The organism is Blastomonas sp. AAP25 (assembly GCF_001295965.1).
Classification (GTDB): domain Bacteria; phylum Pseudomonadota; class Alphaproteobacteria; order Sphingomonadales; family Sphingomonadaceae; genus Blastomonas; species Blastomonas fulva.
Window position 1 is genome coordinate 1 of record NZ_LJHP01000034.1, and the last position, 16,206, is coordinate 16,206.

Here is a 16,206-nt window from a genome sequence, read left to right on the forward strand (position 1 = left end):
GCCAGGCCGTATTCGCGCGTCGCGTCATTGGCTGTGACTGTGAGCAGGGCACGCGTGATAGTCAGGGTACCGGGCACGTAGCTGAAGTTGTAATTGGTCGATGTCGCGCCCGAGCCGATGATGCTGTACGTGCCGATGCCCGAGTTCAGGACAGCGGTGCTGCCATAGGTCAGGCCCGAGATCACGCTGGCCGTGTCGCCATTGCGGAAGCCAGAGATGCTGCCGGTGAACGCAGGATCGGCCAGGCCATACTCCCGCGTCGCGTCGTTGGCGGTGACTGTCAGCAGTGCGCGCGTGATCGTCAGCGTGCCCGGAACGTACGAGAAGTCGTAATTGGTCGCGATGGCACCCGAGCCGGTAATCGCGAACGTCCCGACGTTCGAGGCGATCGTCGCTGCGCTGCCGTAGACGAGGCCGGATACGACGCTGGCGGTATCGCTGTTGCGGAAGCCTGTGATCGATCCGGTGAACGTGGGGTTCGCGAGGCCGTACTCGCGCGTCGCATCATTGGCCGTGACGGTGAGCAGGGCGCGGGTAATCGTGAGCGTACCCGGCACATAGCTGAAATCGTAGTTCGCCGCTGCGCCGCCCGAGGCCGTGATCGCGAACGTTCCGACGTTGGAGGCGGTTGTTGCCGTAGTGCCATAGACCAGCCCACTGACCACGCTCGCGGTATCGCCTGCGCGCAAGCCGCTGATCGAGCCGGTGAAGGTCGGGTTGGCAAGGCCATACTCGCGCGTCGCGTCGTTGGCGGTGACCGTGAGCAGGGCGCGCGTGATGGTCAGGGTACCGGGCACGTAGCTGAAGTTGTAATTGGTCGATGTCGCGCCCGAGCCAATGATGCTGTACGTGCCGATACCCGAGTTGAGCACAGCCGTGCTCCCAAAGGTCAGGCCGCTGACGACGCTGGCCGTGTCGCCGTTGCGGAAGCCAGAGATGCTGCCGGTGAACGTCGGGTTCGCGAGACCATATTCGCGCGTGGCGTTGTCCGCGGTCACCGTGAGCAGGGCGCGGGTAATGGTGAGAGTGCCCGGAACATAGCTGAAGTCGTAATTCGTCGCGCTCGCACCCGATCCGGTGATCGCGAAGCTTCCGACGTTCGACGTGATCGTGGCGGCGCTTCCGTATACCAGCCCCGAGACCACGCTGTCGTCGTCGCTGTTGCGGAAGCCTGTGATCGATCCGGTGAACGCGGGGTTGGCTAGGCCATATTCGCGGGTGGCGCTGTCCGCCGTCACGGTGAGCAGCGCCTTGGTGATCGTCAGCGTACCGGGGATGTAATCGAAATCGTAATTGGCAGCAAAGGCCTCGAACGGCGAAATGCTGTAGGTGCCGACGTCGGAGAATTCGTCCGCCAGGGTGGTGAAGTTCAGCCCGGAAACCACCGAGGCATCGTCGCCGTTGACGAAGCCCGAGAAGCTCGCGGTGAACATGGGGTTGGAATCGCCATAGGTGCGGGTGGCGTCGTTGGCGGTCACGGTCAGCAGCGCGCGCAGCGTGGTCAGCGCGCCGTTGACGAAGTCGAAGTCGTAGCCGACATCGGACAGCAATGTGCCCTGATCGATGAAGATCGTGTCGATCCCGGCGCCGCTGCCCGCAGAAAGGGTGTCGAAAAGGTTCGGCGCACCTGAAAACGCATAGGTATCGCTGTCGCCGTTCACCAGCCCGCTGAAACTGAAGGAGTAACCGGGAGGCGCCTGGCCGTATGTGCGCGTGGCATCGTCGGCGGTGAAGGTCAGCACCGGCTGCCGCGCGAAGATGAACAGGTTGCCCGCGAAACCGCTCGGCGAGACGTTGTTGTAGAGGTTGTTCCCGACAAGCCCGCCGCGGTCGATGACATCATAATCGTTGGAATAGATCAGGAAACGACCGCCGCCGGTCAGGTTGAAGACCCCCGCGCCGGCATTGTTGGTGAAGATGTCGCTCTCGATCAGCACCGCATCACCAGAGGCGCTCGCGGTGAGCAGGGCGTCTGCATCCAGGGTGACCGCGCGATTGCCGGTGACGCCCAGGTTCTGCAGGACGATGCTGCTCGCGGTAATCGACCCGATGGTCATCGCGCCGCTGTCGAAGAACGACTTGTCGTCACCGGCAACAATCCGGAGGCTCGCAAAACCCGAGCCTGCATCGATGAATGCGCCCGGGCCGAAGGTGATGACTGCATCGTCTGGATCGCGGAAGCCATCGACGACGCCGCCCGATAGGAATTCATTGGCGACGGCGGTGAAATTGCCGCCGTCGGTCGTGATCCCGGCATTGATCAGGATCGAGCGGCCTGCGCGGAAGGTCAGGTTGCCCCCCGCCCCGCCTGCGCTGACCAGGATCGCGCTGCTGACGGTGATGTCGTTGTTGGCCTGCAGCTCGACTGCGGTGCCGCCCGCCAGGATGTCGACCAGCGCGGTGGGGGTGATCGTGACATCCGCGCCCGGCGTATCGCCGAACCCGAGGCCGAGTGCATCGGGCGAGACCCCGTCGAGGTCGAAGAAATAGACCGCGCCGGAATTGATGATCTGATTTTCCGGGCCATCATCCCCCGACGCGCCAACCACAAGCCGCCCGGCATTCATCGATACGCCGTTGCCGAAAAGGTCGTTGGCATCCAGACCCGCAACCGCAACGTTGCTGCCCCCGGTATAGCCCCGCCCGAAGATGGCCGACAGCGACGGATTGGCAAAAGCCGCATCGGCAAAGCTGATCAGATACACCGCGCCGGCTTGAGGTCGATCGTCCGCAAACCCTGAGTCCCCATAAGCGCCGATCGCCAGCACGTTGCCCTCGAGCGAGAGCGCGCTTCCCAGAAGTTCATTGGCGGTTGAGGTGGGAAGGGTCAGGTCATAGCCAACACCGATCGTGCCTGCCAGCGTACCGCCGTCAAAGGCCGTATCGGCAAAAGTGAACAGATAGACTGCGCCTGCCATATTGGCAGAATCTCCGGAACCGTCTTCGAAGAAGGCACCGACCGCCAGCCGGGTGCCATTGAGCGCGACCGCACTGCCGAGGGAATCACCGACGCTAGCAAAGGCAGTGGTATCGACGTTTGCGCCGAGGGTATATCCGCGCCCGATAGTCCCGATCAGGCCGGGCACACCGGCCGCCACATCGAACAGATAGACCGCACCTGTTTCCTGCGTGCCGTTGGCGTCCCCGTCATCGCCGATCGCACCGACGGCCAGCCGGTCGCTGTCGAGCGATACCGACCAGCCGAAAAGGTCGTCATTGTCGAGCGCGAGGTTGAAATTGGCCCCGAGAGCATAGTCCTTGCCGATGATCGCGAGCTGCGCGGGGGCATTGAAGGTGTCGTCGTCAAACCCGAACAGGTAGACCGCGCCTGCGCCAGGGGCATCGTCGTCGAAGCCGCGGTCGCCGGTGGCGCCGACAGCCAGCGTGAGGTTCGACAGCGAAACAGAGCTGCCAAACCGCGCCCCGGCACGCAATTCCGGAACCGAAAGGTTCTTGCCGCCGCTATAGTCGCTGCCGATGACACCTTCGAGGATGGGGAACTCGAAATCTGTTGTCACGAACGTGAAGAGGTAGACCGCGCCCGATTCGGTCAGGCTGTTGCCAAAACCGGCATCGCCCGGAACGCCGATGGCCAGCCGCTGGCCGTCGAGCGAAACCGAGGTGCCGAATGCGTCGAACTCCCCGACCCCTGCAACCGGCGTGCCCAGACCGCGGGTATAGCCCGCGCCGATGGTACCGCGCAGCTGCGCACCGCTGAAATCGGTATCGGCAAAGGTGAACAGATAGACCGCGCCCGAATCGGTCGACGCTGCGCCGTTGCCGAAGCCATCGTCGCCCCTGGCGCCAACAACCAGCCGGTTGCCGTCCAGTGACACCGAAGTGCCGAACGCATCGGCATCCTCCAGCTCGACATCGAAATCGAGGTTCGCGCCGAAGTTATCCGCCCCCCTGGCAAGGATTTCGGCAATACTTCCGCCACCGAAAATGCTGTCGGTGAAAGTCAGCAGATAGACCGCGCCAGAATTGGGAGGGCTGCTTGCGCCGCTGTTTATTCCAGGCCCTCCGATGGCGAGCCGGTTGCCATCGAGCGATACCGACGTGCCGAAGAAGCTGCCGCTCGCAAAACCGAACGGCGTCAGCACCGTATCGACATCGCCTGGCCCGCTGTAGCTTGCGCCCACGATGCCGCGCTGCAGGCCACCATTGAAATCCAGATCATCGAACGTGAAAAGATAGACAGCGCCAGAATCGGACAGGCCGTTTGAGTTACCATCATCACCCCTCGCGCCGACAGCCAGTCGGGTGCCATCCAGCGAGACGGACCAGCCGAATGCGTCTCCGTCGTCCAGCAGAATATCGCGATCGTTGACGACGCCCTCAAAACCTAGGCCAAAAATGGCCTGCAGGGAGCCAGACTGGAACTCGGCCCCGGCGAACGAAAACAGATACACCGCCCCGATTTCACGCCCGGAGGCCGGGGGGTTGAGCGAACCATCGTCACCGATCGCTCCGACCGCCATCCGGTTGCCATCCAGCGACACCGAGCTACCGAAACGGTCGTCAGCCTCCAGATCGGCGACGGACAGGTTCTTGCCGCCCGTGTAGCCTATACCCGCAATTCCCTCCAGCAACCCACCGCCGAACTGCGGATCGGTAAAACTGAACAGATAGACCGCGCCCGCATTCGACTGGGCATCAGAGGCACCATCATCGCGCGGGGCTCCCACTGCGAGCCGGTTGCCATCGAGCGACACCGCAAAGCCGAACTGGTCGCCCGCGCCGATCTCGGTCGGCCACAGGTTCTTGCCGCCGACATAGCCATGGCCGATGGTGGCCTGCAGCGTGGCGCCGCCAAAATTGGCATCGGCAAAGGTGAACAGATAGACCGCACCGGAATCGCCCAGCCCATCGATCGATCCGTCATCATCCGGCGCGCCGATCGCCAGCCGGTTGCCGTCGAGCGACACGGCTGTGCCGAAACTATCGCCGCTGCCGACCTGCACGACCGTGGGCGTAACGGACGCTGCCAGATCCAGCCCGACGGACGAGCGATAGCCTGCACCGATGGTTCCCACCAGACGGCCGCCATTGAACGTTTCATCGGCAAAGGTGAACAGATACACCGCGCCGGTATCGGTCTGCGTGTTGCCCGGCCCGTCATCCTGACGCGTGCCCACGGCCATCCGGTTGCCGTCCAGCGAGACCGAGGTGCCGAACAGATCGAATGCATCCAACGGGACAGCGATGGTCTTGCCACCGGTGTAGCCGGAGCCGATCGTCGCCTCGCGCACAGCTCCGCCAAACGACCCGTCGGCAAAGCTGAACAGATACACCGCCCCCGGATCGGGCAGACCATTGGTGAAGCCGTCATCGCCCCGCGCGCCGACGGCGAGCCGATTGCCGTCGAGCGACAATGCGCCGCCGAACCCGTCGAAGGTGTCCAGCGTCGCGATGTTGAATGCGCTTCCCGGCGTATCATAGTCCCGGCCGATGATGCCTCGAAGATTGACCCCGCCAAAATCGGCATCGGCGAATGTCAGCAGATAGACCGCGCCGCTGTCTGCAGCGGCGTTGCCTAAACCATTGTTGCCCGCAGCGCCGCCGGCCAACCGCAGGCCGCTCAAGGCGACGGCGGAACCGTAATTGTCGCCAGGCCTCAACCCCTGGTCGCCACCCGAGATATCGACATCCAGGCCAGTGCTGTACCGGCCGATCCGCACCGCAACGGCGGGCGCGTTGAACAGATCATCGACGAAACTGAACACATAGATCGCGCCGATATCTGCACGATCATCGATTTGGCCGTCATCGTTCGGTGCCCCGACGGCAAGCCGGAAACGTCCGAGCTGCTGGTCGAGCGACAGCGATGAACCAAAGGCGTCACCCGCCGCAAGTCCTGCCACGCCCAGATTGCTGCCGCCGGCATAACCCTGACCCAGGATGGAGCGTTGCTCGGCACCGCCAAAGGCGAGGTCGGCAAACGAGAACAGATACACTGCGCCGGCATCGGCTGCGCTGTTGGCAGCGCCATCGTCACCGCTTGCGCCCACGGCCAGCTGCGTGCCCCGCAACGATACCGCGCTGCCGAAAAAGTCGCTGGCGTCAAGGCCTGCGACAGAGAGGTTCTTGCCGCCGCCATAGCCGCTGCCGATGACCGCTTCGAGCACAGGCGCACCGAACGCCAGATCGGCGAAGCTGAGCAGATAGACCGCGCCCGAGAGTGGCTTGAGGCTGGAGGCTCCATTATCATCGGACGCGCCGATCGCCAGCCGCAGCCCGTCGAGCGAGACTGCCGCGCCGAACCGCTCCTCGGGTCCGATGCCCTGCGCGGCGAGCGAAGCGGGCCGCCCCATGGCGTAGCCTGAGCCCAGGGTGCCGGCCTGGACAAGGTCGTTGTACACATCGTCGCTGAAGGTAAACAGATAGACCGCCCCAGCCGACGGGGTACTGATATTGCCAGCGTTGCCGGCAGCGCCGAGCACCATCCGGTTGCCGTCGAGCGCAACGCTGCTGCCCAGACGGTTTCCATCGGTGTTCAGCCCGTCGATCAACAGGTTGCTGGCATCGATCGACCCGGCGGCAATCCTCCCCGAAAGGCTTGCGCCATCCAGGTCGGGGGTGGTGAAGGTGAAGAGATAGGCCCCCCCCACATTGACGCCCCCGCCGGACACGCCGAAATCGCCTGGCGTTCCGACCACCAGCTTGCTGCCGGACACGGCCAGAGCCGCTCCGAAATTGGCGTTGGTTCCCAGCGTCGCGATGGAAAGGTCGTTGGGGCCGCTGTATCCGGAGCCGATCGTGGCCAGCTGCAATGCACTGGAGAAAACCGTGTCGGCAAAGTCGAACAGATAGACTGCGCCGGAATTGCCATTGCTGTCGCCGTCGCCATCGTCCTGAGAGGCGCCGATCGCCAGCCCCTCGCCTGAATCGGTGAAGGCCAGAGCGCTGCCGAAAAAGTCTCCCGCGGCAAGCCCGGCCACCGAGAAATTCTTGCCGCCCGTATATCCGACGCCGCCGATGCCCTCGAGCGTGCCGTTGTTGAAAATCGACGAGGTGAAGGTGAAGAGATAGGCCGCGCCGGAATCACTGGCGAGGTTGTTGAAGCCATCGTCCGCCTGCGCGCCGACGGCAAGCTGGTTGCCACGAAGGGTGACGCTCGATCCGAACTGGTCGCCGGCTTCAAGGCCGGCAACATCGACGTTCTTGATCCCGGTATAGCCCGCGCCCATGCGCGCTTCGAGCACAGGCGAGCCGAACGCGGCGTTGGCGAAGGTGAACAGATAGACCGCGCCTGAATCGGTGGTGGCGTTGTTGAAGCCATCGTCGAGTGGCGCGCCGATGGCCAGGCGAAGGCCATCGATGGCCAGCGCGCTGCCGAAGGAATCTTCCATGTCCAGCACGCTGACGTCGAAGTTGCCCGCGCCGGTATAGCCCTCGCCAATGATCCCGCGCAGCTGCGGTGCCGAGAAGAATTCATCGTTGAAGGTGACAAGGAACACCGCCCCCAGACCCAGCGAATCGCCGCTGAAGCCGCGATCGAAGGGCGAGCCGATCGCCAGCCGGGTGCCCGATAGCGCAACGGCACTGCCAAATTCGGCATCAGTGGCCTGGCCTACGGACAGGTTCTGCTGCGGGCCGTACCCGACACCCACCGTGCCTGCGAGCGCCAGATTGTTGAAGGCATCGTCCGAGAAGGTGAAGAGATAGACCGCACCCAGTCCGCCGGAGGTATTGAACACCCCGGAATCTTCGGGTGCACCCACCACCAGGCGATTGCCGCTGAGCGCTACGCCGCTGCCGAACCGGTCCTCGCCATCCAGCCCGCCCAGCGACAGATTGCCCGCCCCGGTGTATCCCGCGCCGATCCGCTGCGCGAGGGTGTAAGTCCCCGCGATATCGGTGAACAGATAGGCCGCGCCGCTGAGCGGCACTGCGCCGCCTGCGCCATTGTCCAGAACGGCGCCCACGGCGATCTTCTGGCCATCGATGGCGACCGAACTGCCGAAGCGGTCACCCAGGGACAGTGCGGTGACATCGACATTGGTACCGCCGGTATAGCCGCTGCCTATCAGCGCGGATACCGTCCCGCCGGTGAATGCCGTGGTGGCGAAATCGATGACATAGACCGCGCCTGAATCGCCCAGCGAATTGGCGTTGCCATCATCGCCGGGGGTGCCGACAAGCAACCGCGTGCCCTGCAGGGCCACGCCGCTGCCAAAGCGATCCTGGTTTCCGCCGGCAAGCGCGCCGATCGACAGATTGTTGCCGCCCCCATAGCCCGATCCGACAATCGCCGCGAGCGCGCCGCCGGTGAACTGGGTGTCGGCAAAGGTGAACAGATAGACCGCACCGACATTGGTAAACGGATCGTCGTCGCCGCCATCCTGGGGAGCGCCGACCGCCAGCCGCGTTCCGTCGAGCGAAACCGACGCGCCAAAACTGTCGCCGGTGTTGATATTGGCGGGGCTGAGGTTGTTGCCGCCGACATAGTCGGCGCCGATGGTGGCCTGCAGGGTGCCACCGCTGAAAAGGGAATCGGCAAAGGTGAACAGATAGACCGCACCGGCATCGGTCACGGTGTTGCTGACTCCATCGTCGAGCGAGGCGCCGACCGCGAGCCGATTGCCGCGCAGCGAGACCGCTTCACCAAAGCGGTCGCCGGAATCGAGCGTGGCGACAGACACGTTCTTGCCGCCGCTATAGCCCAGTCCGATGATCCCTTCGAGCAAGGGTGCGCCGAATGCGTCATCGGCAAAGCTGAAAAGATAGACGGCGCCGGTATTGAGCCCCCCTGTGGTGTCGGGAGTTTCTGCCGAGCCCACCGCGAGCCGCAGGCCATCCAGCGCGACCGATGTGCCGAACTGATGGATAGTGCCATCGCTGAGCCCGGGGACCGTGTAATTGCTGAACCCCTGATAGCCCGAGCCCAGGACGTCGACCAGCCGGGCGTCGAAGAAACTGGCCGGGTCGCCGAACGTGAACAGATAGACGGCGCCGGAACCGGCCGCGCTGCTGTTGCGCCCGCTGCTGGTGGCCGCCCCCACGACCAGACGCCCGCTATCGAGCGAAACCGCGCTGCCGAAGAAGAAGCCGCCATCGGAATCGCTCAGGTTGAGCGAATAATCCTTGGGCCCGAGATAGCCCGCACCGATCCGACCCTCCTCGACCGGATTGGTAAAGGCGCTGTCGGCAAAGCTGAACAGATACACCGCGCCGCTGCCCGGCTCCAGACCGTTCGCGCCCGCATCGCCAATGGCGCCGACCGCCAACTGCAGCCCCTGCAGCGCGACCGACTGTCCGAAGAATTCAAGCGGGCCGCTGCCGGTATCGAAGTTGTTGCCACCGGTGTAGCCGGTGCCCAGCGTGGCTGCGAGCGTCGCGTCGCTATAGTCGCTCAACGTGAAGGTGAAGAGATAGACCGCACCGGCGTTGGTGATCGGGGTCAAGGCGCCAGCGTCGTTTGGCGCACCCACCGCCAGCCGCAATCCATCGAGCGACACCGCCGTGCCGAACCGGTCGCCGGCCTCAAGACCGACGACACTGACCCCGGCACCCGAGCTGTAGGATTGCCCGAGCGTTGTCAGCAGCTGCGGTGTGGCGGCAAACATCGGGTCGCCCAGATCGAAGATATGGACAGCGCCCGCTTCGAAATCAAAGCCGCCAAAGCCGGGGTCGCCCTGCGCGCCTACCGCGATGACATTGCCGTCGAGCGCTACCGCGCTGCCAAAAAACGAGCTGGAGGCGTTGATGCCGCCGCCCGAGAAGCTTTCGAAGTTAAGCAGCCGCGCCAATCCGCCGCCGGTGAACGATGCATCCTCGAAGGTGAACAGATAGACCGCGCCGGCATCGCCCTGAAAGATCGTGGTGCCATCATCGCCGATCGCGCCGACTGCAAGACGCAAGCCATCGAGCGAGACCGAGCTGCCGAACAGGTCGTCGGCTTCGAGCCTCCCGACCGAGATGTTCTTGCCGCCGGAATAGCCCGATCCGATGATCGACTGCAGCACCGGCGCGCTGAACTGCGCATCGCCGAAGGTGAAGAGATAGACCGCACCGGAATCGATCCTGGCGTTGCCCGCGCCATCATCGAACCGCACACCCACCGCCAGCCGGCTGCCGTCGAGCGACACCGCGGTGCCGAAATTGTCCTGCTCTTCCAGCCCGGTGCCGAGCAGCGAGAGGCCGCTGAAATCGAAATAGCCTGCGCCCAGAAGGCCCACCTGGCGCGCGGTGTTGAACGCATCGTCCTCGAAGGTGAAAAGATATGCCGCGCCCGCATTCCCGAGATTGTTGTTGCGTCCCTCGTCCCTGGGCGCACCGACAACGAGGCGATTGCCATCCAGCGAAACCTTGCCGAAGTTGTCGTTGAAGCTCAGCTGGGGAATGCTGAGGTTTCGGCCGCCCATACTGCCATGGTCCGCGCCGATGATGGCCGCGAGGCCTGGGCTCGAAAAACTGGTATCGGCAAAGGTGAACAGATAGACCGCGCCGTTGTTGAACAGTCCAGCGGAGACCCCATCGTTAAAGGGTGCGCCTACCGCAAGGCGATTGCCGTTGAGCGAGACCGAATCGCCCAGACGGTCCTCCGAAAAGCCGGGGACGTCGAAATCCTTGGTCCCCAGATAGCCTGAGCCGATGATGCCCTCGACCAGAGGAGAGTTGAACGCCGCATCGGCAAAGCTGACGAGATACACCGCACCGGCATCGGTTGCGCTGCCGCTGTCGCCATCATCGCCCGGCGCACCAATCGCCAGCTGCGTGCCTTCAAGCGACACCGAATAGCCGAACAGGTCGTCCGTCACGAGTTGCCCGACCGAAAGGTTCTTGCCGCCCGAATAGTTGAAGCCGATGATCGATTCGACCACCGGGTCGCTGAACTGGGCATCGGTGAAGCTGAACAGATAGACCGCGCCCGAATCCGTCGCCGTGTTCGAACCGCCATCATCATGGCTCGCCCCCACCGCCAGCCGATTACCGACGCGATCAAGCGAAACGCTCGTTCCGAAACGGTCGCCCGCCTCCACATTGGCAACATCGAGGCTTGCGGTGCCGCCATAGCCAGCGCCCAGCACGCCGAGCGTACTGCTCGCGTTGAAGGCAAGGTCGAGGAAGCTGAAGAGGTAGACAGCGCCCGAATCCGGCGCGGCGTTGTTCAAACCATCATCGAACGGTGCACCTACTGCGAGACGCGTACCAGTCAGCGAAACCGAAAAGCCGAACTGGTCGCCGGCTTCAAGCCCGCCTACCGAGAGGTTCCTGCCGCCCGTATAGCCCGAACCGACCACCGCGCTCAACACCGGCGCAGCAAAGCTGGTATCGGCAAAGGTGAACAGATACACCGCGCCGATATTGGCGAGACTGCCATCGGCGCCATCATCGCCCGGTGCGCCGACCGCCAGCCGGTCACCATCCAGCGAAACGCCAAAACCGAACAGATCGCCGAAATCAACCCCCGGCAAGGGCGCGACCGGACCCGGGAAGCTGCTGGCAAACGCCTGCAGCACCAGCCCGTACTGGCTGGGCGCATTGCTGCCATCGGCGATGATGATGTTCTTGGGATCGAGCAGCAGCTTGCCGCCGCGCTGGCCATCCCGCGCGGTTTCCACCGTGCCGCGATAGACGAGCGTCTCCTTGCCCGAGATCTCGATCTGCCCGCCCACGCCGCCGACCATGCCGCCGCGTGCGATCGCCGAGCCGAGGAAGGTGGTCTTTTCGTCCGACCAGACAACAATCTCGCCCGCATTGCCGCGCATGCCGATCGCCGACACGTCGATGGTCACCGCATCTGTTGCCACCAGCGTGCGCGCGTTGGGAAGCTCGTCGGCGCTCAGGCCCTTGCCGCCCTGGAACTCGCCGCCCAGCCGCACCCGGCCGCCGCGGATGCCGCCCTGCGCGTAGAATTGCGCCGAGAACAGATCGAGCCGGGGCGCGCTGACATCGATCGATCCGCCAAAACCATGGCTGCCCGAGGCGCGGAATTTGCCCGAGGAGATGATCTGCTGGTCCGATGTGTAGCGGATGGTGCCGCCGTGCAGGCCGCTGGCATCGATGAACGCATCGCCGGTGTCGATCGCGCGACGGGTGGTGTGGATATCGACATTGCCGCCCTTGCCGAGCCCGGCATTGACCGTGATCCGCCCGGCAAGCGAGAAACCGCCGGCATCGAGCTGGATGTTGCCACCCGCTTCCGCACCGCTGGCCGACAGGATCGAACCGAACGACAGGAATTCGCTTCCGGTGATGTGCGCGGTGCCGCCGGCCTTGCCGCCATCCAGGTTGATCGTGCCATCGAGGATGGTGCGCGCGGCGGTGATCGTCAGCGTGCCGCCGGTTCCGCTCGCGGCCATCGCCGTGCCGGGCGCAGCGCTCGCGTCGCCATCGATCACATTGGCCCAGCCGATATTGCTGGTTGCGCTGCCCTTGGCCGGGCGAGCGCCTGTGACCACCGCATTGGTGGCGGATGACAGGTCCATGGCGACATTCCTGCCGACCTGCACCTCGCCCGGCGCGGTGATCGTCATCTTCGCAGCGACCAGCGAAACCTTGCCGTCGGCGCCGACCTCCATGCTCGCGGCCTGCGGCGTTCCGATACGCACCGACTGGTTGACCAGATCGCGGGCCGCGGATGCGGTGATCAGCAACGATCCGCCACGGGCATCGACCACGCCGCCGATATCGACCAGCGCGCCCTTGTCGTCGAGACGGGTGACTGCATCGCCGACCTGGAAGCGGATCAGGTTGTCGCCGTGCAGATCGAGCGTGAACGCCTGCGCGCCGCCAAAGGCGATCTTGCCCATGTGCGCGGTGATGATGCCATGATTGGCGACCTGGGGGGCTACGAACGCGGCAACCCCGGCATCGCGCACGGTGATTGTGCCATGGTTGATGACCCTTGCGCCCAAGCGGCCCGGGGTCCCGAAACGCAGCGTACCGCCCGCCATGAAGGCAGCGTTGCCGATGTCCGCACTGGTCGCGACCAGCCCTGCGACATCGACCCTGGCATCCTTGCCGAAGACGATGCCGTTGCCGTTGATCAGATAGACCTGACCGTTGGCGGTGAGCTCGCCCATGATCTGGCTGATCTCGGGCCCGGTGACGCGGTTCAACGCAATCGAGCGCGCGCCCGGCTGGCGGAAATCGACGCCCTGGCCGCTGCCGATCGAGAAATTGTCCCAGTTGATGATGACCCGGTCGCTCGACTGGTCGATCCGCACCCGGTCGGTGCCCTGGCCATTGATCGTGGCATTGCCCGCCACGACATTGCCACCGCTGGGGTTGGCAAGCGCGGTCTGTGTGGTGACGATGGCAAGCCCCGCGACCCCGGTGCGCAGCGCAATCTGCCAGTTGGCCCAATGGCGTGCGCGTTGTTCGGGGGTGCTGGTGATGGTCATCGTGTGGCCCCGATCGAGAAGAAGATGCGTGGATCGCTGCTGCCATCGGGCGTGAAGCGTGACTTGCCCGGCCAGGCCGAATAGACCTCGCCGAACAGTCCGTAAGGCAGCGCGATGCGCGCCCCGCCGCCTGCCGACCACAATTCGGTGACTCGCAGCTCGGCAAAATCGAGACGTCCGCGCTGCCGCAGGATGCCGGCATCGACGAACACGAAGGGCTGCACCGTCACCGGCCCGAGCGTCAGCCGGTCGTTGAGCTCCATCGCGACATTGACGCAATGGTCGCCGCCGGCTGCGCCATAATCATAGGCGCGGCCGAACCTGTCGCCGCCATAATTGCACTCGCGTGAAGCTGCGGCACCGCCGTGCAGCGCCATCTGCGCCTCTGCTGTCACCCGAACGCGGGCAGTCCCGACCAGCGGCGCGTTCCACACCAAAGATGCGGTCGCAGCGGTGAATTCCGGATCGCCCTGGGTACGGCTGCGCAGGGGGTTGAACCGGCCGGTGGCGCCAAGCCCGTCGATCCCTTGGCTCAGCCCCAGACGTACCAGCCCGGTGGTGCCGTCGGTGCCCGCCCAGTCATAGCTGCCATACAGCTCGTAGAAGCGGCTGCGGTCGTCGATCAACGTGATGCCGAAGATGCCGCTGTCGGAGTTGATCGCGGTGCCTTCCAGCCCGACGATCAGGCTGGAGTTGCGCGTGCGGCGCAGCGGATAGCTGAGCCCGGCGCGGAACACCTCTTCCTCGCCCTCGAACTGGAGGATCGACAGGAAGCCGCGCACCGCGCGCGACCGGGCGCGCGAATAGGACAGGGTCCCGGTCAGCCCGTCATCGGTGATAGGCGCGCTGTACTGGGCAAAGCCGGAGATGAAGCCGTCGGTCGGCAGCGTCGCGCGTGCATCGAGCAGCAGCTGGTCGCCCGGCACCAGCAGCGAATTGGCGGTGATCCCCGCGCGATAGCGGCGCTCGCCCAGATTGTCGCGGATGCGGTTGTCGAACTGCGCCTCGAGCACCACCGGATCGAGATCGACCACCACCAGCAGGTTCGCCGCGCCGGGCGTGGTTTCGGACGGGCGCACCACCACCGACACATCCATGCCGCCCAGATCGCCGCTGGTCAGGATCGCGCGTTCCAGCTCGTCCACCATCACCGGGCCGCGCTTGATCAGCGGCGTGAAGCGGCGGCGGATCATGTCGGTCAGCCGCGTCTGGCCAACCAGACCCGCGCCCGATTTCAGCTGGATTTCGATGGCATCGACGCTGCCCTCGACCACCTGCAGCACCACGACGCCATCGGCCACGTCCTGCGCGGGCACCAATGCGAACGACAACGCATAGCCTGCCTCGGCATAGACCCGGGTGAGCAGGTCCGCCGCGCGATAGATGTCGGCGAGCGTCAGTTCCTGGCCCAGGAACGGCGCGAGCGGCGCCTGCAGCCGGTCTTCGGAGATGGCATCGAAGCCGATGATGCGGAAGCGGTTGACCCGGACCTTGGCGCTATCGTCCACCGCGCTGGGATCGGTGCGCGGACGATCGATGGTGAACGGGGTGCGGGGCGTCGAGAGCGGCACGTCGGCGGCGCGATTCTCGCGCTCGAACGTACCGGCAGGCGGCCGCACCGATCCCGGCAAGGTCTGGCCGGCAGCCAGTGTCGGCCACATCAACGCGACCGCCAGAGCACCGGCGGTGCAGCTGTGCGATACCGCCTTGCGGCTGGAGGCCAGAATGCCGGCCCATGTCAAAATCCGCTGAAAATCCATGCGGGGTGCAACGTCCAACTCCCCGAAGGGAAATGAGAGGGTGCGACCCCGTCTCGGAAAGTCGGATTGAAGCCCCTGCCATCCGCTACCAGTTTGTCATGAACCGGCAACCCAGCCGATCACGACGCCATGGATATCGGACGATCGTACAACCATGCATGTTTCCGGTCCGGATTCTACGCAGCTGGCCGATGTCGGGAACCCCCGCTTCCTGCGCGAGACTAAGCAGCAAGGCGCGGGAAACGCAAGTAGAACCACCTTCTCGCAAGCCGATTGCCACCAGCGTCAAGGCTGCGGCCAGAGTAGCTGCAGGGTCACGCCTGGCCCGCCATTGCTGCAGCGTTGCGCAGCACCAACGTGCCCGCGCTGCGGCTCTCGCTCCAGCCGCCACAGCGCCGGAACTGGCCGACGCAATTGGGTTCGAGATAGATGATCGTCACCGGCTGGGTGAGCAAGGACAGCCGGTAGGCAACGGGCGCCATCACCGCATCGTCGAACGGATCGTAGAAATAGCAGACCAGCGGCGCATCGACAGGAGGGACAAACTGCGCCGCGTCCATGCACGCCACATCGACCGGCGCTGCCAGTGCGCCCTTGGCCTGCATGATGTCGCGGTTGCGCAGCGCGATGGCGACCAGTTCGGGCGCGAACTCCACCCCGATGACCCGTGCAAAGCCGAAACGCGCGGCCTGGAGCAGCGCCCTGCCCTTGCCGCAGCCGAAATCGATGAACACGGTGCGCGCAAAATCGACGTTCAAATCTGAGAACCACACCGGCATGTCGGTGCCGTTGCTGGCCTGGTAGCGCCGCGCATGCGCCGCGATCGCAGGATCGACATCGAGCGTGTGCAACTCGCGGATGGCGAAGGTGTCGGTGCCCCAGGTCTCGTCGAACGCCTGGAACTGGCGGTTGCGCGCGCGCGCCTGCGGCGTCATCTCCCTAGCATGATAGGCGATGTTGTGCCCGATCAGCCGGATGATTTCGGCTGGAGAGCGGCCCTTGAGGCGGCGGACGAGCGATGACATCATGAAACAGGGGGCCTTTGCGGGTGGACAGCGGTGCGCCGGAGCCAAAAACGGACTGCGCCGATTACG

General features: G+C 64.7%; 3 protein-coding genes. All 3 read right to left on the reverse strand.

Features of this window, described 5'->3' with window-relative positions; translation table 11 throughout:
- Positions 1-13,352 (reverse strand): MBG domain-containing protein (locus IP68_RS20355; protein WP_156318231.1); only part of this gene is annotated, 13,352 nt, incomplete at its 3' end.
- Positions 13,349-15,094 carry a ShlB/FhaC/HecB family hemolysin secretion/activation protein gene (locus IP68_RS17280; protein WP_162892496.1) on the reverse strand — a complete coding sequence of 582 codons (1,746 nt, stop codon included), beginning with the start codon at positions 15,092-15,094 and terminating at the stop codon, positions 13,349-13,351. The genes IP68_RS20355 and IP68_RS17280, both read right to left, overlap by 4 nt.
- A gap of 332 nt (positions 15,095-15,426) precedes the next feature.
- A complete protein-coding gene (locus tag IP68_RS17285) occupies positions 15,427-16,140 on the reverse strand; it encodes a methyltransferase domain-containing protein (protein ID WP_156318233.1) in 714 nt (237 codons plus the stop codon).
- Positions 16,141-16,206 lie beyond the last annotated feature (66 nt).

Coding starts and splice junctions, on each gene's coding strand:
- IP68_RS17285 (WP_156318233.1), bottom strand. CDS start 16,140: ATGATGTCATCGCTCGTCCGCCGCCTCAAGGGCCGCTCTCCAGCCGAA.